The organism is Brevundimonas sp. GN22 (assembly GCF_054824005.1).
Window position 1 is genome coordinate 1 of record NZ_JSYD01000111.1, and the last position, 20392, is coordinate 20392.

The window sequence follows — 20392 nt, forward strand, 5'->3', positions numbered from 1 at the left end:
CATTCGCCAATGGCATAAAGCCCCGCGACGCTCGTGCGCCCGTCCTCGCCCGCAGCAATCCCGCCCATGTGATAGTGGACCGCCGCCGCAACCGGAATAGGCTGCACACGCGGATCAATCCCCGCACTTTGACAGGCCGCAAACACCGCCGGAAACTCGTGCGGGAAGTCGTCACCCACCGCCGCCCGCGCATCCAGAAACGCCCCGCGTCCACTGCTGCGCGCCTCGTGCACCGCCCGCGCCACGATATCGCGCGCCGCCAAATCCGCATCCGGCTCCGGCCCGATCAGGAACGCCCCATCGCGATCCACCAGCCGTGCCCCCTCGCCCCTGAGCGCCTCGGTCGCCAGCGGCGCAGGGTCCAGCCCCACATCAATCGCCGTCGGATGGAACTGCACAAACTCAGGGTCCAGAATCTCCGCGCCCGCCAAGTAAGCCAGCGCCATCCCTTCCCCACGCAAGGCCGCCGGATTGGTCGTTACTTCAAACAGACCGCCAATCCCGCCCGTCGCCAGCACCACCGCATGAGCATGCACATCTACCAGCACGCCTGCGCGCTCGATCACCGCCCCGCACACACGGCCCGACGCATCCTGCAGCAGTCCTCGCAGCCGCCCGTCTTCCCAAATCTCGATATGGCTCGCCGCCCGCGCCGCCTCGACCACGGCCGACAGAATGGCCCGTCCCGCACCATCCCCGCCCACCCGCGCTACACGCGGCATCGAATGCGCCGCCTCCAGCGAGACGGCAAACCCGCCGTCCGCATCGCGATCAAACGGCGCGCCGAGCGACGCCAGCCACTCCACAGTCTCGCGCCCATGCTCGGTCAGAGCCTCGGCCACTTCCGGCACCACCAGCCCCGCACCTGCCGCCTCTGTATCCTTGGCATGCAGTTCAGCACTGTCATCCTTGCCGAGAGCCGCCGCCATCCCGCCCTGCGCCCACGCCGACGAACAGGCGTCCAGCAGCGGCGCAGGCGTCACCACCAGCGCCCCTTTCGACACCCCCGCGACAGGCACCGCCTCCAGCGCCGCCGACAGTCCGGCCAGACCGCCTCCGACGATCAACGGCCCCTCATGTACGACGACGCGGCGCATCAGAACCGTACCCCCAGATATCGCCCGACCAGATCAACCGCGCCGGGCACGTCCCCACCGGTGATGCCGAACAGAGCCGCCACCGCCGCGCCGCCACAGGCCGCGGCCGTCAACAGCGTCAGCCCCAGCGACTTGCCCGCCTCGCCCCAGCTCAACGGCTGGCCATATCCCCGCAAAGGCCCGCTGCGCAGATGGCCCAGCACGGCCAGACCCAGAAACACAGCCAAGATCCAGCGACCCGTCATCACGCCCCACGCCACCACGACCACTCCGATCGCCAACAGCACCCCGCGCTCCAGCATCGGGTGCACCCGCGCCAGCACCGGACCCAGCGCCTTGGACCCGTCCAGCGGCGGCGCAGGCACCAGATTGATCAGGTTCAACATGGCCACGAAGAACGCCGCAGCGATCCATTGCACATTGCCCGTCACCAGCCACACACCGACCAGCGGTAACATGGCCAACAACCCGAACGCCGGACCCGCCAACGACACCAGCACACCGATCCACTCGCTCGCCGGCTCGCGCTTGCCCTTGGCCAGACCGCCAAGGAAGGGAATGACGTGAATGGTCGCCGGGCCCATGCCCAGACGGTTCATCGCCAGCACATGTCCGTACTCGTGCACGAACAGCGCAAACATCAGCGATCCGGCAATGATCCAGCTACCAGTCAGGAACCACAGAAACCCGATCATCAGCAGGGTGGAGACAATCAGCGTCACCCGCCCGTTGCCCGCCTTCTTCGGCTGGCTCGGCGGCTTAGGCGCACCCTTGCCTTCCGGTCGTGGCTCGTACCTTACGACATTATCCGGCTCGACCCCGTCACGGCGGCCCCATGGTCCCTGATCGGTCACTCAGATCAACTCCACAGCCACAGCATGCTTGGCCCGCACCAGATCATAGCGCGCAGGTTTTGACGGCGGCGGCAGGTCCACCATCTTCTGCACAGCCGCCCGCGCCCGTTCCTGAGTCTCTTCAGGCACCGTTACCTCGAACTGCATGTGCAACAGGCAGTCGCGGATATTCTCCAGCGTGATGCGCTTCATGTGCGGGCACATGTTGCACGGCCCGACGAAGTCCACCTCCGGCACATCGCCCTTGATGTTCGACGCCATCGAGCACTCGGTGATCAGCACCACCTTGGCCGGGCGCTTGTTCTCGACATAGGAGATCATCGCCGCCGTCGAGCCCGCAAAGTCCGCCGCGTGCAAAATCTCTTCAGGGCATTCGGGGTGGGCCAGCACCTCGGCACCGGGCCACGCCTCGCGCATGTCGGCAATGTCCTGGGCGGTAAAGCGCTTGTGCACCTCGCAGTGTCCGGCCCAGGCAATGATCCCGACGCTCGTCTGCGCCGCGACATTGCGCGCCAGATATTCGTCAGGGATCAGGATGACCTTGTCTACGCCCCACTCCTTGGCCGCCCACTCCACCACCTGCACGGCATTGGCGCTGGTGCAGCAGATGTCCGTCTCGGCCTTCACATCGGCGGTCGTGTTCACATAGGTCACGACCGGCAGCCCCGGATAGCGCTGCTTGATCAGCCTTACATCCGCGCCCGTAATCGACGACGCCAGCGAGCATCCCGCCCGCAAATCAGGGATCAGAACCGTCTTGTCCGGCGACAGGATCTTCGACGTCTCGGCCATGAAATGCACACCGGCCTGCACAATCACCTGCGCATCGACCTTGGCCGCTTCCTTGGCCAACGCCAGACTGTCGCCCACGAAATCGCCAACCCCGTGGAAGATATCCGGCGTCATATAGTTGTGCGCCAGAATGACGGCATTGCGCTCCTTCTTCAGACGGTTGATCTCGGCGATCAACTCCGCCTGACGCGGCCATTCCATCGGCGTGGTGTGGTCCTTGACCTTCTCCCAAACCGCGGCGGTTTCCGCTTCCAGTTCCTTCGTCAGTCCGAACGCAGCGCCCATGACGGCCTCCCTACACCCTTATGCTCACTTTTAGCATAAGCTAGGCATACAATAAGCACTCCGTTCGCTGACGCAAGGTCAATCGCAAGCGGAACATTCCCCCCGCACCCTCGTTGACCCTCGGTCACCTGAAGGGGAGCGCACTGTGTCCAACCGCAAACTCATCACTATCGGCCTGATCGCCGTGGCATGCCTCGGCCTTGCCGTGATCGGTCGCCTGCTGCTCTCGAACGGCAACGCCCGCAACAGCACCGACGCCCCCTCGGAAATGGTCGCCGCCCTCCAGACCCATTTCCCCGACGACTGGAAGGCCATGCAGCAACAGCGCCAACAGGCCAGCGGCAACGATGCCGCCATTGGTGCCGCCTTCATGAACGACAAAGTCGCAGATGTAGCCCGTGCCCCCGACAGCGCTATCCTCGCCATCATCGCCGCCGAGACCGCATTGGCCAAACAGCTCCAGCACGACGATCCGGCTGCCTGCGCCAACTATATTCTCGCCGGCCCCACAGACACCCACCGCTACAGCCAGCCGGCGCAAGTCCTGCTGGATCGCGCCGCCGCTCAAACCGTCATCGCGGCCCGTCAGGGGATCGACGCCCCCAAGCCCCGCACCGTCAACCAGCCCGCCGCCATCGACCGTCTCCAGTTTGCCATGCGCGACCAAGGCGTCCCGTCCCGCCTGATGGACCCCGATGCCGCTCGCCCCCTCACCGCCGACGAGCAATGCCAATACGGCGTCCACCTATACGAAACCCTCGGCACCCTGCCCCCCGCACAAGCCGCCGACATCTTCGTAAACCTCAAATTCGCCCAGCCCTGACACGCTCAAATGCGCGGGCGAGGAAGTTTTATCCCTCGACTTAGACATTGGGAGTTCGTAATCGATAGACCCTTCCCCGAACTGCCGACCTAAAGAATAAATCGTGCAAGAAACTGTCCGCCGCATCCTGACCGCCCGCGTTTATGACGTGGCCGAGGAAACCCCGCTCGACCCCATGCCGCGCCTGTCGGCCCGCGTGGAGCGTCCGGTCCTGCTCAAGCGCGAGGACCTGCAGCCGGTGTTCAGTTTCAAACTGCGCGGGGCCTATAATCGCATCGCCCAACTCAGCGATGAGGAGCTCTCCAAGGGTGTCATCTGCGCCTCCGCGGGCAATCACGCCCAAGGCGTCGCCCTCTCCGCCGCCAAGCGCGGGGCCAAGGCCACCATCGTCATGCCGACGACCACCCCCGCCATCAAAATCAGCGCCGTCCGCGCCCTCGGCGGCCACGTCGTCCTGCACGGCGATAGCTTCGACGACGCCAGCGCCCACGCCCGCCAGCTAGAGGCGGAAACCGGAGCCACCTTCGTCCACCCCTTCGACGACCCCTTCGTCATCGCGGGCCAAGGCACCATCGGCTTGGAAATCCTGCGCCAGCACTCCGGCCCGCTGGACGCCGTCTTCATCCCCATCGGCGGCGGCGGCTTGGCCGCTGGCGTCGCCGCCATCATCCGCTTCTTGCGTCCCGAGACGAAGATCATCGGCGTCGAGCCGGTCGAGGCCTGCTCCATGAAGGCCGCCATCACCGAGGGTGAAGTCTATACGCTCGACCAAGTCGGCCTGTTCGCTGACGGCGTGGCCGTGCGCCGGGTCGGCGACGAGACCTTCCGCCTCTGCAAAGACCTGCTAGACGACATTGTGCTGGTCGACACCGATGCCATCTGCGCCGCCGTCAAAGACATCTTCGACGACGTCCGCGCGATCGCCGAACCCTCGGGCGCCGTCGCCCTCGCAGGCCTGAAAGTCTGGGCTGCCCGCAATCCGGGCTCAGGCGCATTGGCCGCCATCAACTCGGGTGCCAACGTCAATTTCGACCGCCTGCGGCACGTGGCCGAACGCGCCCAGATCGGCCTCGGCACCGAGGCGCTTCTGGCCGTCTCCATGCCCGACGACCGCGAGGCCTACCACCGCTTCCTCAACAGCCTGCAAGGCCGCTCGATCACCGAGTTCAACTATCGCTGGAGCGGCGACACGGCCCAGATCTTCGTCGGCATCGCCCTCAAAGACGGCCAAGACGAACGCCATGCCCTCTGCGCCAGCTTGCGCGAGGCCGGATACGCCGTCGAAGACATGAGCGACAACGAAATCGCCAAACTCCACGTCCGCTACATGGTCGGCGGCCGCGCCCCCGAACTGAAAGGCGAGCGCCTATTCCGCTTCGAATTCCCCGAACGCCCGGGAGCCTTCCTGCGCTTCATGAACAGCCTCCAGCCCGCGTGGAACCTCACCCTGTTCCACTACCGCAACCACGGCGACGACGTCGGCCGCGTGCTGGCCGGCATCCACGCTCCGCAAGCCGACCAGACCGCCGTCACCACCGCGCTGGACACCCTCGGCTACCCCTACATCGAAGAGACGATGAACCCCGCCGCACGCCTGTTCTTGGCCTAGATCAGGAACGCCACAAGCGTTCGGATCATCAGATACAAGGCCGCCCCCAGAGCCATCAAAGCCGTCTGCAACGGCCCGAGCTTGGCGGGCTTAAGGCTCATTATCCCTCTCCCGATCTGGATGAGCGGGAACAAGATGATCGCAGACAGGCTCGTACCATAAACAGCGGGCATGTCGCGCGCCAACGCGTACACCAGCCACCCCACGCTCCCCAGCCAAACCGCCCATCCGAGCAGGTTCAGCCACCTCGCCAAGGCCATCTGCCGTGCCTCCGACATCTCCACCACAACTCTCCTGAACCACGGTGCAATGACGTTCGCGGCAATAACGATCCGCTGCAAGCGTGGCCGCGAGCATTCCCCCGAAAAGCAGAGACTCTGACAGCGACAACTGTCAGGGCCCCGCGAAACTACAAACCGGCCGCGCCCAATTCTACGGAGCGCCCGGCTTACCGCTGCTGCGACACGCTGTTGCCGTAGCCCACGACACTCTGGCGCACGCGCCCGCTAGAGCTCCAGCGCACGGTCTGGCCGGTGCCCTGCACATTCACCGGCGCATTGGGCGCAAGTGTGATGGTGATCCGGTTGTCCGATCCCGTCAGGTCCAGACTGGCGCAGGTTCCGGTGAACGTCAGCCTGTGCCCCGTCCCTGCAATCGCGACGGCGCGTCCCTGACAATCAATCGTGCGTTCGTGCCCTACGCCAGTGACGCTAATCGTATCGCGCCCTTCTTCGACCACGCCAACCTGCGCTGCCATCGACAGCACTGCAGCCAACATCGGAACCACAACCATACCCGCACACCCTACAAGGTTAATGTCCAATCAACGCCCCGTATCGACGGTTCGATCCCCAAAGGTGATCCCCGAGCGCCCACCATCCCTATCCACGTTGAAAAAGGTCCGGCGCATTTCTGCACCGGACCCTTAATCACAGAAGCTGAAGGCGTTGGATTTACGCCGCTTCGATCGACCTGATGATGTCGTCCGTCGAGGCATTGGTCAGCGTCTTGGTAATCTCGCCGACAATCGCGCCCTGCACTTCCTTGTGCCAGTGCTTGCGCAGTTCGCCCATGGTTTTGGGCGCGGCGATCACCACCAGCTTGTCGAACTTGTTCTTCAGCGCCCAGTTGTTCAGCGCCTGCGCCACGCTCATAGCAAAGCCGTCCTCGGCTTGGGTGTCGTTGTCCGGATTGGCATCGCTGGAATTACGCCCCGCCGAACCGACAACCCGATCTTCCAGCTGCGGGGATTCAATCGCCTTGAGCTGGATCTCGGTAGCACTGCCGCCATTGCGGAACAGGGCCAGTTTCTCGCCATCAACCACGGCGACCAGAGCATTGCTGGGCAGGATCATAAAACTCTCCTCGGAAACACCCCCGACCCGAACCTAACGACCCCGCGCCCTATTCGTTGCCCCGACGTCGGTTTCTGCTCATCGCCACGACCTTGACCGTGTTGCCGACTGCGCCTACCCCACGCCAGTCGAAAAGATTGTGAGGCCGGTGTGGTTATTCCGGCCCTTGCGGCAGCCCCGCAAGATCCAGTCTAGGCCCGCAACGGCCCGGAATCCGCGACGCCATTTCCTCTTCAAGGATGGCGTCGCCGAAGGTTCTCTTTCGGCCCGCCGTCCGTCATCGAAAGACGTCCATGCACGGCAAGCCCGATCCCAAGACCCTCCTGCTCGCTCAGGTCTTCATCACCTTTTTCATGGCCCTGTCCATGTCCGGCATCATGAGTGCGATCCACATGGGTGTGGGTGCCGAATGGCTGCGCGTTTGGCCGCGCGAGTTTATCGTCGCATGGCCCATCGCCTTCGTGCTGACGCAGGTCTTCAGCCGCCTCGGCTTCAAACTGGCCTTCACCCTGCGCCGACCGCAGGAGGTCTGATCCAAAGCAAAGAGACCGGGCCAGCCTGCGCTGTCCCGGTCTCTGTTTCTGACTCGTTATTCGACCCAATCAGTCCTCCGACTGCCGACGGTCCTTGCCCGAGGCCAACCGCAGCGCCGCCCCGATAAAGCGGAAGACCTCCGTCACCAGCCCGAAGACCACAATGGCCGTCAGCAAGGCCGCGATTGGCTGGGTGTGCCAGCTATCGCTCGCCAGCCTTTCGACCAAGCCCCCCATGTCCGGCACCTGAATGATCGACGCCAGTGGCGACGCCACCCAGAACCAGACCAGCACGGCAATATTGGCCACGCTGAACACCATGTCTCCGGCGGCGGTCAGACGGACGGGACTGCCCGTTAGCACCCGCATCACGTCAAACAGGATGCGCCCCGCGAGAATCCCCGCCACCGGCCAGTACAGAAGCTGATGCACCTGACGCAGCAGCGGCCCGTAATCGAGGCCATCGGCCCCCGTTACGCTCCCCAACTGCATCTGCGACAGCAGACCCAGCCACCACGCCAGCACAACCGCGGTGAAGACGGCACTGGCTGCCGCACCCGCGACCGGCGAAAACCCGTGCGAACATTTGCCCGATCCCTTGGCCTTGATCCCGCCAGTCGTACCCGCCGCGCCGGTCGAACCCGTCGCAAGCATCTTCGAAACGGCTTCGCGGTTCAACGAGCCCGACCATTCGAACATGCCAAGGTCTTTGACCTTCCAGTCGCAGAGGAATTTGGGGCGCGCGGGCTGACGCTCGATCAACCACCCCGCCAGCGTCACGCAGCCAATCGCCATCAGACCGCTGGTAATGGCCTGCTGGATCGCGCGTCCGATTGCCTGCGCCGGATCGATTGTCCCGGCCAGCACCTGCACCGCCACGCCCATGACAGAAACCAGCACGACCGCTGCAATCGCCATACGCACACCGAACCACCACCACGGATACAGCTCCGGCCCGACAATCCCTTGCGGCCCCTCGGCATAGCGTCCCGCAACCACCAGCGGATGCCCGACCTCGCGCAACAACTGCTCGAACTCGTCGTCCGACAGCCCCCGCCCCAGCTCGTCTTCGCGCACCTCGGCCCGCGTCAGGATTTCATCCTTCAGCTCGGTCACGATGTCCTCGCGCCGGTCCTTGGGCAGTTGCGCCGCCACAGCGGCCAGATAGGCCTCCAGCATCTTTTCCATTCCCTCACCCTTGCTCACAGCATTGCCTCCACCGAGGCCGACAGCGCCCGCCATTCCACGGCCAGTCGCTCCAGCATGGCCTCACCCTCCGGCGACAGCCGGTAAAACCGCTTCTTGCGCTTCTCTTCCTCGCGCCACTCGCTGACCAGCAGCCCCTGGCTCTCCAGCCGGCGCAGCAGCGGATAGAGGGTGCTTTCCTCCATCTCCACACCCGCCCCCGATAGCGCCATCCGCAGCGAATAGCCGTATTGCTCGCTACGAAGCTGGGCCAGAACGGCGAGGATCAGCGACCCGCGCCGCAGCTCCAGCCGCAAACTCTCAAACAGATCGTCCGCCATCGCGTCCATTCTTACTATTGCGCCACATAGTGTGTGGCACACAGTGTATGCCACCTCCCACACGAGAATGTCAACGCCTCGCATCACATGGTTTTTTGACTCAACCCGAACTTGCGTGGTTTCTTTTGCGCCGGGGGACTATTTCGATGATGTTGAGGTCATATTTGCCAACGCCGCCGACCGATCCAGGCCTGTGGACGCTGCTACAAGAGCGGTCCGACCGCGCCCTTTGGCAATGGGACCGCCCCTTGCAGGGCCGCACGGGCACGACCCGCTTCGTTATCATCCACGATCCATCACGACTGGATTTCGAGGACTTCGACGAAGCCGAAAAAATGTTCGAGATGCTCGAAGACTAGCGTCCATACAAAACCGGCGCGGCCCCTTTCGGAACCGCGCCGTTTTCATGTCTGCTGCAACAGGACCTAGATCCCGGCAGCCATATCGCCGTCCGGCTCCACATCACCGCCTTGAACAATACGGGTGACCGCAAGGTCCGCCGTCACATTGCCCACGGTACGGAAGATGTCGGGAATAACCTCCACCGCCAGCAACAGCGGCAGCATCTCCAGCGGCACGCCCATGGCGATACAGATCGGCGCGATGGATGCAAAGAAGCTGACCTGACCAGGCAGCCCCACTGTCCCCACCGAGATCAGCGCCGCTGTCAGCATGGCGGCAATCAACTGCCCCATGCTCGGATGGATGCCGAACAGGTGCGCACAATAAAGCGCCACCCCGAGGTTCGCCACCGGCGAGGTAATGCGGAACACCGCCACCGCCAGCGGCAACACCAGACCCGCCGTCGACTTGCGAACGCCCAGCACGTCGACCGCCCGCTCGACCATGACCGGAAGACTGGCCAGCGACGATTGCGTCGAGAACGCCACCACCTGCGCCGGAGCCACTGCCCGCGCAAAGCGGCTCAGACTCACCCGCCCGAACACCATCGCCAGCGGATAGAACAACAAACCGATCCCGATACAGGCCAGCGAGATCACCACCACATAGTGCAACAGCACACCCGCCGCGCTCGCCCCCGCCGTCAGGCCCACGCCCAGCGACAGCGCAAACACACCCAGCGGCGCCGCCACCAGCACCCAGCGCACGATGATAATCATCGTCTCGCCCACCGCCTCGAAGAAGGTCGTCAGCGGCAACCTCAACCGGTCTGGCAAGCGCGATGCGGCAAAGCCAAAGAAGACGGCAAATACAACAATGCCCAGAATGGCATCCTCGGCCGCCGCACGGATCGGGTTCGACGGCGCAATGGTTTTGATGAACTCGCCAAACGGTGCCGCCCCGCCGACATCACCCGCATTGGGTGCCGCCGCCAGCAACAGCTTCGCCCCCTCGGTATCCACCGGCCAGATCGACAGCAGGCCATAGGACACGAGCACCGAATAAACGACCGCGACCAGGATCATCGCCGCAAACCACCCGACGGCCTTCAGTGCCATCCGTCCCGCCCGCGCCGCATCGGCAATCGACGCCACGCCGGTCACCAACAGACTGAACACCAGCGGTATAATCGTCATCCGGAGCGCATTCAGCCAAAGCTGGCCAAGCGACTGGATCAGGTCCGCCGTCGCACTTCCACCCGGCAAGCCCCACTTCTGAGCAGCCATACCCACAGCCAGACCCAGCGTCAGCGCCAGAAGCACCTGAACGCTCAGCGAAGCCAGAAATCGTCGCGCCTTGCCCATACCCGTCATACGCCCGCAGCGTTATCAGACTGCACCACGCCGCGACGCGGCCACTGGGCCATCACGCCCCCCGCGATCCCGCCCGCCAGCGCCAACAGCGTCAGCCAATAGCCGGACTGGATATCCACCTGGATGGCCTGCCCCATCATCTGGGCAAACTGGCGCTCCAGCTTGTCCATGTCGCTGTCGCCCTTGCCGCTCTTGTCGACCTGCTCGCTCATCTCGGACTGCATCTTGCCGACCGTCTGGGCCATACCACCCGCCAGCAGCACCAGTGCCACCGCGCTTGTTGCCGCCACCACGCGTCCGGCCATCTTGATCTTCGCGATCACAAAGCTGCCGATCAGGCCCAGCACGATCACCACCATGGCACCAATCGCCCACCAGGCCCCGTTCTGCCCCTCGGGGGCCAGTGCCACGTCGGGCAGTTCAATCGTGCCGGTCGCCAGTTGATAGCCCGAAGCTTCGATCAGGTTCTGGCCGTTACAGCTCACCACCAGCCACGGCAGAAAGAAGAACAGCAGCGCCAATACCTTGGCCACACGTCCAGCCCACATCCAGCCCGAGTTCAAATGCATCCCAGTCCCCGAAAATTCATCGCGACAGCCATTAGCCAGCCCGCGACCCTGCCACCCTTGCGGACAAAGGAAAAGGGCGGCGGACCTCTCGATCCACCGCCCTTAAGCCTTTTTACGATCACCCTTTCGGGATCACGCGCCTGATCAGAAGGTCTTGGTCAGGTTCAGGAATGCCGTACGGCCGACGTAGTCGTAAGCCGAGTACAGCGGAGCGTTACCCACGCGGCTGGTGAAGCCGGCAGAAACGGTCTGCGGATCTTCGTTCCACAGGTTGCGGATACCCGCCGTCACCGTCCAGCTATCGTTGTGATACTGAACCGAGACGTTGTGGTTCTGGTACGAACCGGTCGCCAGATCGTAGGCCGAGGTAGCACGGTCTTCTTCGTAGTAGTCGTAGCTGTCCATCGCATCGACGTATTCGATGCCATAGCGCACGCGCCATTGATCCCAGGCGTACGACACGTCGAACGAACCGGTGAACTCCGGATTCTCGACCATGCCGACGTAATCTTCCAGCGGATCGTCAGCGAACAGCTTCGAGGACACTTCGGTGTACTGGGTCAGACCCAGGTTCACCAGCAGCGAGCCCGGACCGAAGTCGTTACGGTAACGGACGGTGTAATCCAGACCCTTAACGTTGTCGGTCGCCAGGTTGATGTAGCTGTCATAGACGGTCAGGCTGTTGTCTGCCGCGTCACGTTCGACCAGACGGCAGAAGCCGACGTTGGCTGCGAAGTCTTCCGGATTGGAGTCATAGCAGCGGGTCAGGATCTGGCTTGCGCCGGTGCGCGAGACACCGTTCGAAACCTCGATCTCGTAGTAATCGACAGCGAATGCCAGATCGCCCCAGCCATTCGGCAGGGTCGGCTGCAGAACCAGACCGATGGTCATGTTGGTCGAGGTCTCGGCGGCCAGACCGGCTTCCGCACCACCCGAGGTCACAACCTGGATCGACGACTTGTTCTCGAAGTCGGCAGCCAGACCTTCAGCGGCGCAGTTTGCGACGCGGTTCGGGTTGACGTCCTTGATGCCGTACTCGTTGCAACGGTCACCGGTGCTGCTCAGGAAGCCCGTGGTCGCGCCGACGAACTGCTCGAACAGGGCCGGAGCACGGTACGAGGTACCGTAGGTGCCGCGCAGGGTCACACCGTCAACCGGCTTGTAAACCAGACCCACCTTGTAGGTGGTGTCATCGCCATACGAGTCATAGTCGGTGTAGCGGAACGAACCGTTGAAGGTCAGTTCGCGGGCGAACGGCTTGTCCATCAGGACCGGCACTTCGACTTCGCCGAAGACTTCCCACACTTGGTCCGAACCGCGGGTGATGCCCGAGGACGACATGTTGTAGGTGTTGCCCGTTTGCGAATCCAGGCCCGGGGTGTCGTCGATTTCCGACTTACGGATTTCGGCACCGAAGAAGCCCATGACCTGACCCGCCGGCAGCGAGAACAGCGGACCGTCCAGACCGATAGCGGCCACGGTTTCCTTGTACTCGGTCGTACCGATCACCGGACGATAGACAAAGTCCAGCCAGTCTTGCGGCAGCACACCGCCGACCACTTCAGCGGTCAGAGCCGGAGCGGCCACGCAACCCGGAAGAGCAGCCAGCTCGGCGCAGGCAAACTGACCCGGAGCCGTTTCGACAACGTCCAGCGACTCGGCCATCAGGTCCGTCAGGAACTGGTTGGCTTTGTAGGTCGACTTGGACTTCGAGAAGCTGACGTAAGCGTCATAGCGCCAGTCAGGGATCAGGAAGTCACCCTTGATACCGGCGACATAGCGGTTGAAGTCGACTTCCTGCTTCGACACATCGTTGCCGAAACCGATGAAGGCGCGCACGCCAACCGGCAGACCCTTGCTCAGGCCCTGGTCCGCAGCCATCGCGGTCGACATCGACAGAGCCGACGGGATCAGCGGCGAGCCCTTGGCGTAGTCCAGCACCAGCTGGCGGTAGCCGGTCTGTTGCGAGCGACGGTTGTTGTACAGCATTTCGCCGTACAGCTCGGCATTGCCCAGAGCGTTCAGCTGATAGCCGACTTCACCGTACAGGGTGGTGATTTCAACCGGCGAGATCAGCGACTCGTTCAGCATGCGGTCTTCGAAGGTGTCGCGGACGTTGATGTCCGAACCGGTGCCACCCACGCCTTCATAGCCGACCAGACCTTCGGTCACGGCGGCATTCGGACGCCAGCGGTTGAAGCTGGTAGCCGCGGTACCGGCGGCGGCAACACCCGGCATCATATTGGTGCCGATGGTGTTGATGGTGACGCCGTTCGAGCCGGTGTCGGTGATCGGATAGCATTTCGACTTGCCGGTGGCCGGATCGATGAAGTCCGAACCGTCACGGAAGCCGTCGGTGTTGCACTGGGTGAAGCTGCGGTCGCGCAGGCTCAGACCGTCACGGGTGTAGCGCTCGGCCGAACCGGCCATACGCCAGCGGTCGCCGCGCATGCCGCCGGTAACCGAATAACGCTGCGAGCCACCGTTGCCGTCGGCGTCCATCGGGGCGTTGAACTGGGCTTCGACCGTCAGATGGTCGACATTCTTGCGGGTCTGGATGTTGACCACACCGGCCACAGCGTCCGAACCGTAAACCGAGGATGCACCGTCGCGCAGAACTTCAACGCGGTCGATCATGGCGGTCGGCAGAACGTTCAGGTCGGCCGCACCGACCGAACCGCGCGAGCCGGCTGGCGAAACGCGACGGCCGTTCAGCAGGACCAGCGTACGGCTCGGACCCATGCCGCGCAGACCGATGGTGTTGGCACCCGGACCTCCGTTGGTGACATAGCCACCGAAGGCGTTGGTGATTTGCGACGTACCGCCGGTGATGGCGTTCGATTGCAGGGCTTCAGTGGTCGAAGCAAAACCTTGCAGCGTGGCTTCTTCGCGGGTCACGACCTGCGTCGGCGACGGGGCGTTATAGTTGTCGCGACGAATACGCGAGCCAACGACAACGATTTCTTCGACCTGCGTGGCGTCTTCACCAGCATCTTGGGCAACCGCAGCTGCCGGGACCAGCATGGCCATCGACATTGCAGCAGCACCAACTGCCATCGTCGAGCCAAGCAGATAGTCTTTACGAGTACGCATAGACACTCTGTAACCTATTCAACTTACAAACAACTGCACGGCGATCAACGAACGTCGTGCGACGCGGCGCGCCCAACTACTGCACGCTCCTGCTGACAACGGCTATTCAGCTACCAACACATTCGCAACAATATTATTTCACCAAATCGGTGTTATACGCATAACAATAATCGTTACGTCACGTGGTTATGGCGAAATATTGCATCTAATAACCGCAGATTGAACTGCCACCTCGGAAATCAACCCGATCTGCACAATAATATCCCAAGGTTGCGCGACCCCACCCAAACCCGCATAGCGTCGCTATACTGTCGCAGTCGGCCAAAATCACACACTTCTGCTCGCCCCCTAGCGCCCCGCGCCCCTGTGCATTACCTGTATGTTCATGGCCCGTTCCCCCTCGACACCTCCGAAAAAGCCCGCAAGCGCGACGTCCAAACCGGTCCACGTCTCGGACCCCGCCCGCGCGGCCGAGAACCAGCAAGCTCTGGAACAGGCCAAGGCTATAAAAAAGGGCGTCGCCGAGGCCCCCACCCCCTTCATCCACGACAGCGCCACGCCCCCGCGCAACCTGCCCATGTTCGGCGTCGGCCCGCGCATCACACCCGAAGAAGCCCCCGGCACACCCGAAGGCTGGCAGCCCCACCGCCCCACCCGCGGCGGTAGCAAGCTCAGCAAGCCCTTCCGTCTGGAAACCAAGTACAAGCCCGCAGGCGACCAACCCACCGCCATCGCCGAACTGGTCCAGCAGGCCGAAGCCGGAGAGCGCGAACAGGTCCTCCTCGGCGTCACCGGTTCGGGCAAGACCTTCACCATGGCCAAGGTCATCGAGGAAACCCAGCGCCCCGCCCTGATCCTCGCCCACAACAAGACCCTCGCCGCCCAGCTCTATTCCGAGTTCAAGGCCTTCTTCCCCGATAACGCGGTCGAGTATTTCGTCTCCTACTACGACTACTACCAGCCCGAGGCCTACGTCCCGCGCACCGACACCTACATCGAGAAGGACAGCTCCATTAACGAGCAGATCGACCGGATGCGCCACGCCGCCACCCGCGCGATCTTGGAGCGCGACGACGTCATCGTCGTGGCCTCCGTCTCCTGCATCTACGGTATCGGCTCGGTCGAGACCTACACCGCCATGACCTTCGGCCTGAACGTCGGCGACACCATCGACGAAGCCAAACTCCGCGCCGACCTCATCGCCCTCCAGTACAAGCGCAACGACCTGCATTTCGAGCGCGGCATGTTCCGCAAGCGCGGCGACACCATCGAGATCTTCCCCGTCCACTTGGAAGACCGCGCGTGGCGCATCTCCCTCTTCGGCGACGAGATCGAGGCCATCGACGAGTTCGACCCCCTCACCGGCAAGAAGACCAACTCGCTGGACCAAGTCACCGTCTACGCCGCCAGCCACTACGTCACGCCCCGCCCGACGCTCAACCAGGCCATCACCGGCATCAAGGCCGAGCTGAAGGAAACCCTCGACTGGATGGTCGAGAACGGCAAGCTGCTGGAAGCCCAGCGCCTTGAACAACGCACCCGCTTCGATCTGGAAATGATGGAGGCCACCGGCTCCTGCGCGGGCATCGAGAACTACAGCCGCTGGCTCACGGGCCGCTCACCGGGCGAGCCCCCGCCCACCTTCTTCGAATACATCCCCGACAACGCCCTGCTGTTCGTCGACGAAAGCCACGTCACCGTCGGCCAGATCGGCGCCATGTTCCGAGGCGACTACCGCCGCAAGTCCACTCTGGCCGAGTACGGCTTCCGCCTCCCCTCCGCCATCGACAACCGCCCGCTCAAGTTCGAAGAATGGGACGCCATGCGCCCCCAGACCGTCTTCGTCTCCGCCACCCCGGGCGCGTGGGAGATGGAAAAGACCGGCGGCGTCTTCACCGAGCAGGTCATCCGCCCCACCGGCCTGATCGACCCGCCCGTGGAAATCCGCCCCGTCTCGGGCACCACCCGCAACCAGATCGACGACGTCATCGACGAGGTAAAGGCCACCGCCGCCAACGGCTACCGCTCCCTCGTCACCACCCTGACGAAGAAGATGGCCGAGGACCTGACCGAGTACATGCACGAACAGGGCGTCCGCGTCCGCTACATGCACTCCGACATCGACACTCTGGAACGCATCGAAATCCTGCGCGATCTGCGCTTGGGCAGCTTTGACTGCCTCATCGGCATCAACCTGCTGCGCGAAGGTCTGGACATCCCCGAGTGCGGCCTCGTCGCCATCCTCGATGCCGACAAGGAAGGCTTCCTGCGCTCGGAAACCTCCCTCATCCAGACCATCGGCCGCGCCGCGCGTAACGTCGATGGCCGCGTCATCCTCTATGCCGACCGCATGACCGGCTCGATGGAACGCGCCATCACCGAGACCAACCGCCGCCGCGAGAAACAACAGGCCTATAACGAGGCCCACGGCATCACCCCCGCCACGGTCAAGCGCGACATCAAGGAGATCATGGACTCCCCCTACGAGTCCCGCGAGATCGACCGCCACACCAACCCCGGCATGAAGGAAGACACCAAACCCTTCACCGGCTCCAACTTCCAGACCGCGCTGAAGGATCTGGAAACCCGCATGCGCGACGCCGCCGCCAACCTCGAGTTCGAGGAAGCCGCCCGCCTCCGCGACGAGATCAAGCGCATGAAGCTGCTCGATCTGGAGTTCGCCAACGAGGCCCTCACCGCCTCAGGCGAAGACGTCGACAAATCCGCCCCCAAACGCTGGCGCAAAGAAGCAGCAGCCGAAAAGGCGGAGGCGTTTAGGCGGGGGCGTTAGAAATTTAAAGAACATACAAGGAACATATATTGCAATTATATGTTTTTCGTGTATGGCCTGAGCAACTTGCAAAATGGATCATTCAAGATGTCCACAGCTTCGATAGGCCCATGGGCTACGGAAGCCAACCTAACTAAAGGGCAAGTTTTCGCCCTCGCTGAATCAGTAGCAAAACAGCTAGGCTTCAAGCCAGGTGACGATATACACGCTCTAGTTACCAGAATGGGTGGCAGAGTAATATCCAAGGATACTTTGTTCGAAGACCCTGAGAAATCGGGCAGTCTATACGTTCATTCACCTGAAAAATTTGAGATAATAGTTCCTACGCATACAAGCGCTCGCAGAGACCGCTTTACGATCGCACACGAACTTGGTCACTACGTAGTGCACTACCTTTACAAGAAAAACATCGGAACCTTATCAAGCGAAACTATGGTCGCTTTACGCAAGGGATCTGATCGGGTCGAGTGGGAAGCCAACTGGTTTGCTGCCGGATTCCTTATGCCAGAAAGCGAATTCGTGTCTGCGTGTCAGTCATACCATAATTCGACAAAATTCATTGCTGATCATTTTGACGTTTCCTATTCGGCAGCTGAAGTGAGAGCAAAACAACTTGGTATAAGCCTCAACTAAATGAACACCGATAAATTACCAGAGTTCCTAAAGCCTCGACTTCGTTTATTTCTCAGCGCCGATATTGTCGGATCGACAAGCCTTAAACAGTCAAGACTAGCAAATACTGCTGACAAAATTCGAGAACAACAAAAAGGTTGGTTTACAGCCATTCAAGGCTTTTACATCGAAGCCAAGCAAGCTGTTAGCCAGTCATGGTCAGATATTAAAGAAAACAATTCCAATTTAGGAATTGATTTTGGAGATGATCCAATTGTTTGGAAAACAATTGGTGATGAAGTAATTTTTGTTAAACATATTACCGACTACCGCCAAGTAGCAGTAATGCTAAAATGCTGGATCTCATCTTTAGATGAGATGAGGTCGTTTCTCAAAGAAACAGATTCAAAATTGGATGTTAAATCCACCGCGTGGCTCGCCGGATTTCCTGTCGAAAATAAAGAAGTAGTAATTTCCTTAGATCAAAATACCTCAGGTGTAGAAATAGAAGATTACTTCGAAGAAAGCGGCAATATACTTAATAAGTATTACAGCTCTCCTGAAAACAGCAAACCTAACGACATTTCTCTAGATTTTATCGGACCCGCTATAGACATAGGCTTCCGCCTAGGAGGGCATTCATCTAGCAGGAAATTTGTTATCAGCGTAGGGATAGCTTATATTCTATCCCTAACTAACCCCGCACACGATGGTTTAGTACAGGATTTTGATCCATTCTACGATGGATCAGTAGTGCTAAAAGGCGTCTTGGGCGGGATGACCTATCCTATATTCTGGATAGACCTTTCAAAAGATAAAAGCCTTGCAAGGCATGAAGATCAACTAACTGGTTATACTCCGCCTGGGCGAGACAAAATCAGACGGTATTGTGAATCATTCTATAGCACGCATCAATCATACCTGTTCAGGCCGTTCATATGCACAAAGCACGAACAACAACTAAACATCTACCCTTCGTGGTACGAAGAGCTGTTGGTATCGCTAGCAAAAAACTACAATCTAAAACTAGATCCATCTACTGAACCTCCAGAAGTTCCAGAAACAGATTTGGAAATAAATAAGGCTGCAGAAATGGGATCTGTAGTTGTTGGTATGATGCACATAACCTCCCCTGAAATCTCCACACATATTGAAAATATGAATGATGGAGATGACGTCGATGCTAGAGAAACTGATCCGAATTTAACTCAAGATGCTGAATAGCTTATTTCGTTAAATGAAATGAAGAGATCAGTATCATGTCATTTACGCACTAGAATTTCCGAAAGAATAATATTTCACCCATCACTTTGAATAGGCTTGGTAGTTCGAGTTTTACGGTATCCGAACGCTTTTACTCGCCCTACCTTCCACCCGTGCCATCCTTCCCGCGTTCCGTCGCATGGAGGGCTCGTAAGGCCTGCGGACCTGCGGTGACGGGAGTGGATGGAGCGGGGTCCGCCCCTCCGGCTGAGGCTTGGCCCCACAAGGGGACCAAACCCCGCCGGAAGGAACGGAGCCGATGGAGTTTGCGCTAAAGCCTTAGTCTTGAACCTCAGCCAGTATCGGCAAGGAGCCTCAACGGCCCTCGACCATACGGCCACCGGAGGTGCCTCGGATGAAACCGCGCTATCGCGTGTGTATCCCGATACATTTTTAGTGGCCCGCGGTCGTCGGCCCTACGGGACCTCCCGACTCGACGCGGGCTGGCGGGCTGAGCCGCCTTACGGCGGCACCCTCACCTTCAACGGTGGAGGATGGCATCAAGGTTGGGGAATAGAACTCCGGCAAGGGTCGAGGTGGAAACTCGGACCGTGCCAGCAGGACACCGCAGGTGTCCGCTGCCCGCCACCGGCACTGGGAGTAACCGCCAACAGCGGTGCCTGCCTCAGTTTTTAGTTCGGCCGCGGTCAAAAGGCTCCGCCTTTTCGACCCGACGCGGCCAGATGCTGGTGCAAAACTATCCACGCGGGGCGCGTGCCTTTGCCGAAACGGAACCAACACCTACGCCGGGCAAAGCCCGCGCGCCCCGCCTGCCCTCCAACCACACGCCCACGGCGATGTGGCTAAACCCAATTTCCGAAAGCGAGCTTCATGACGCGGCCTAAACCCAAGCGCATCACACCGCCCCACGCAGACCCCGCCTCGCCCGACTACATCAGCCCGCGAGAAGAACGCCGCCTGCGCCGCGAGCTCATGCGCCGCGTCGAGCGCCTCTTCGAGATCGCTGACCTCAAAGGCTACGGCCCCAAAGACGGGCAAAACGTCTGACCGGTACCCGACAGAGGCCAGAATACAACACCGTCTCGCCAAATTTGCGGCAGAGCAGTATCAAAGCGTAACCGTGAGGAACTACGCCTCTTAACAGCAGTTAACGCCTTAGCTCCCCCACAGTGCGTGCGACCGGAGTTGGAAGGGAACCTGTTATGTCAGAGCCGAGCAAAGAGACCGACCGGGCCAAGCTGCGCCTCGTCTCCTCGCCCGAGTCCGAGGTGTATGACCTCATGCGCAAGCCGGAATCCACCGCAGAGCGCGTCAAACGCCTGCAGGCCGAAGCCCGCGCACTGGCACTCGAACAGGTTGAAGCGCTCGAAATCGCGCTGCTCAAGGCCGCAGAAATGGCCCGCGAAATCGCCGAGGGCGGCGACGCCTACCCCGTCGGCGCGCGCGAAATCGCCAGCCGTCTGGTCGATGACCTGCCCGCCAAGGCCGAAACCATCAAACACATCGTGCACCGC

20 protein-coding genes are annotated in these 20392 nt (G+C 61.3%); 9 read left to right on the forward strand and 11 right to left on the reverse strand.

Annotated elements, in window-relative coordinates:
* The 3 genes from OB03_RS13065 to nadA form a co-directional block, all read right to left on the reverse strand.
* Window positions 1–1097: FAD-binding protein (locus OB03_RS13065; protein ID WP_461344439.1), on the reverse strand; the 1097-nt coding region annotated here is incomplete at its 3' end.
* Window positions 1097–1951, reverse strand: a complete 855-nt coding sequence (locus tag OB03_RS13070; protein WP_242914504.1) for a metalloprotease — start codon at window positions 1949–1951, stop codon at window positions 1097–1099. The genes OB03_RS13065 and OB03_RS13070, both read right to left, overlap by 1 nt.
* Entirely contained in the window at window positions 1952–3028 is a 1077-nt protein-coding gene (gene nadA, locus OB03_RS13075) for a quinolinate synthase NadA (protein ID WP_461344440.1), read from the reverse strand. It lies immediately after the preceding gene.
* Window positions 3029–3173: 145 nt separating this feature from the next.
* Between nadA and OB03_RS13080 the strand changes: the two genes are divergently transcribed.
* Together OB03_RS13080 and ilvA are read left to right on the forward strand one after the other, a co-directional pair.
* Window positions 3174–3851, forward strand: a complete 678-nt coding sequence (locus OB03_RS13080; protein ID WP_461344441.1) for a hypothetical protein — start codon at window positions 3174–3176, stop codon at window positions 3849–3851.
* 103 nt (window positions 3852–3954) lie between these two features.
* Window positions 3955–5460 carry a threonine ammonia-lyase, biosynthetic gene (gene ilvA / locus OB03_RS13085; protein ID WP_242914501.1) on the forward strand — a complete coding sequence of 502 codons (1506 nt, stop codon included), beginning with the start codon at window positions 3955–3957 and terminating at the stop codon, window positions 5458–5460.
* Here the strand turns inward: ilvA and OB03_RS13090 are convergent.
* The 3 genes from OB03_RS13090 to OB03_RS13100 form a co-directional block, all read right to left on the reverse strand.
* Entirely contained in the window at window positions 5457–5801 is a 345-nt protein-coding gene (locus OB03_RS13090) for a hypothetical protein (RefSeq protein ID WP_461344442.1), read from the reverse strand. The two genes, ilvA and OB03_RS13090, sit on opposite strands and share 4 nt — an antisense overlap.
* Window positions 5802–5908: 107 nt before the next feature.
* Window positions 5909–6283 (reverse strand): DUF3060 domain-containing protein, encoded by a 375-nt coding sequence (locus OB03_RS13095; RefSeq protein WP_461344443.1) that lies wholly within the window; start codon window positions 6281–6283, stop codon window positions 5909–5911.
* Window positions 6284–6413: 130 nt separating this feature from the next.
* Window positions 6414–6815 carry a host attachment family protein gene (locus OB03_RS13100; RefSeq protein ID WP_242914500.1) on the reverse strand — a complete coding sequence of 134 codons (402 nt, stop codon included), beginning with the start codon at window positions 6813–6815 and terminating at the stop codon, window positions 6414–6416.
* A 293-nt stretch (window positions 6816–7108) separates the two neighbouring features.
* On the opposite strand from OB03_RS13100, the gene OB03_RS13105 reads away from it, so the two are divergent.
* Entirely contained in the window at window positions 7109–7348 is a 240-nt protein-coding gene (locus tag OB03_RS13105) for a DUF2798 domain-containing protein (RefSeq protein WP_242914499.1), read from the forward strand.
* A gap of 69 nt (window positions 7349–7417) precedes the next feature.
* On the opposite strand, the gene OB03_RS13110 is transcribed toward OB03_RS13105, so the two are convergent.
* Window positions 7418–8554: an HAAS signaling domain-containing protein gene (locus OB03_RS13110; protein WP_461344444.1), complete on the reverse strand. Its 1137-nt coding sequence runs from the start codon at window positions 8552–8554 to the stop codon at window positions 7418–7420.
* Window positions 8551–8874 carry a PadR family transcriptional regulator gene (locus tag OB03_RS13115; protein ID WP_242914497.1) on the reverse strand — a complete coding sequence of 108 codons (324 nt, stop codon included), beginning with the start codon at window positions 8872–8874 and terminating at the stop codon, window positions 8551–8553. The genes OB03_RS13110 and OB03_RS13115 overlap by 4 nt, the downstream gene beginning before the upstream one ends.
* A gap of 149 nt (window positions 8875–9023) precedes the next feature.
* Here OB03_RS13115 and OB03_RS13120 point away from each other — a divergent pair, with 149 nt between their 5' ends.
* Entirely contained in the window at window positions 9024–9233 is a 210-nt protein-coding gene (locus OB03_RS13120; protein ID WP_461344445.1) for a hypothetical protein, read from the forward strand.
* 66 nt (window positions 9234–9299) lie between these two features.
* Here the strand turns inward: OB03_RS13120 and OB03_RS13125 are convergent, their stop codons facing one another.
* From OB03_RS13125 to OB03_RS13135, 3 genes are all read right to left on the reverse strand, one after another.
* Complete coding sequence (locus OB03_RS13125) at window positions 9300–10589, reverse strand: dicarboxylate/amino acid:cation symporter (protein ID WP_461344446.1); 1290 nt, start codon at window positions 10587–10589, stop codon at window positions 9300–9302.
* Entirely contained in the window at window positions 10586–11158 is a 573-nt protein-coding gene (locus OB03_RS13130) for a hypothetical protein (protein WP_461344447.1), read from the reverse strand. The genes OB03_RS13125 and OB03_RS13130 overlap by 4 nt, the downstream gene beginning before the upstream one ends.
* Before the next feature lie 144 nt (window positions 11159–11302).
* Entirely contained in the window at window positions 11303–14251 is a 2949-nt protein-coding gene (locus tag OB03_RS13135) for a TonB-dependent receptor plug domain-containing protein (RefSeq protein ID WP_461344448.1), read from the reverse strand.
* 385 nt (window positions 14252–14636) lie between these two features.
* On the opposite strand from OB03_RS13135, the gene uvrB reads away from it, so the two are divergent.
* The 5 genes from uvrB to OB03_RS13160 form a co-directional block, all read left to right on the forward strand.
* Entirely contained in the window at window positions 14637–17042 is a 2406-nt protein-coding gene (gene uvrB / locus OB03_RS13140; RefSeq protein ID WP_461344449.1) for an excinuclease ABC subunit UvrB, read from the forward strand.
* 87 nt (window positions 17043–17129) lie between these two features.
* A complete protein-coding gene (locus OB03_RS13145) occupies window positions 17130–17675 on the forward strand; it encodes an ImmA/IrrE family metallo-endopeptidase (RefSeq protein ID WP_461344450.1) in 546 nt (181 codons plus the stop codon).
* On the forward strand, window positions 17676–18878 hold the full coding sequence (locus tag OB03_RS13150; protein ID WP_461344451.1) for a hypothetical protein: 1203 nt from the start codon (window positions 17676–17678) through the stop codon (window positions 18876–18878).
* Window positions 18879–19748: 870 nt separating this feature from the next.
* Window positions 19749–19925 (forward strand): hypothetical protein, encoded by a 177-nt coding sequence (locus OB03_RS13155; protein WP_242914489.1) that lies wholly within the window; start codon window positions 19749–19751, stop codon window positions 19923–19925.
* A 155-nt stretch (window positions 19926–20080) separates the two neighbouring features.
* Window positions 20081–20392: hypothetical protein (locus OB03_RS13160; protein ID WP_461344452.1), on the forward strand; the 312-nt coding region annotated here is incomplete at its 3' end.

Excerpts from the sequence above, each read along its gene's own strand:
- nadA (WP_461344440.1), bottom strand. The coding sequence starts at position 3,028 with ATGGGCGCTGCGTTCGGACTGACGAAGGAACTGGAAGCGGAAACCGCC.
- OB03_RS13105 (WP_242914499.1), top strand. The coding sequence starts at position 7,109 with ATGCACGGCAAGCCCGATCCCAAGACCCTCCTGCTCGCTCAGGTCTTC.
- OB03_RS13125 (WP_461344446.1), bottom strand. The coding sequence starts at position 10,589 with ATGACGGGTATGGGCAAGGCGCGACGATTTCTGGCTTCGCTGAGCGTT.
- OB03_RS13115 (WP_242914497.1), bottom strand. The coding sequence starts at position 8,874 with ATGGCGGACGATCTGTTTGAGAGTTTGCGGCTGGAGCTGCGGCGCGGG.
- OB03_RS13130 (WP_461344447.1), bottom strand. The coding sequence starts at position 11,158 with ATGCATTTGAACTCGGGCTGGATGTGGGCTGGACGTGTGGCCAAGGTA.
- OB03_RS13100 (WP_242914500.1), bottom strand. The coding sequence starts at position 6,815 with ATGATCCTGCCCAGCAATGCTCTGGTCGCCGTGGTTGATGGCGAGAAA.
- OB03_RS13155 (WP_242914489.1), top strand. The coding sequence starts at position 19,749 with ATGACGCGGCCTAAACCCAAGCGCATCACACCGCCCCACGCAGACCCC.
- OB03_RS13145 (WP_461344450.1), top strand. The coding sequence starts at position 17,130 with ATGTCCACAGCTTCGATAGGCCCATGGGCTACGGAAGCCAACCTAACT.
- uvrB (WP_461344449.1), top strand. The coding sequence starts at position 14,637 with ATGGCCCGTTCCCCCTCGACACCTCCGAAAAAGCCCGCAAGCGCGACG.
- OB03_RS13150 (WP_461344451.1), top strand. The coding sequence starts at position 17,676 with ATGAACACCGATAAATTACCAGAGTTCCTAAAGCCTCGACTTCGTTTA.
- OB03_RS13120 (WP_461344445.1), top strand. The coding sequence starts at position 9,024 with ATGTTGAGGTCATATTTGCCAACGCCGCCGACCGATCCAGGCCTGTGG.
- OB03_RS13135 (WP_461344448.1), bottom strand. The coding sequence starts at position 14,251 with ATGCGTACTCGTAAAGACTATCTGCTTGGCTCGACGATGGCAGTTGGT.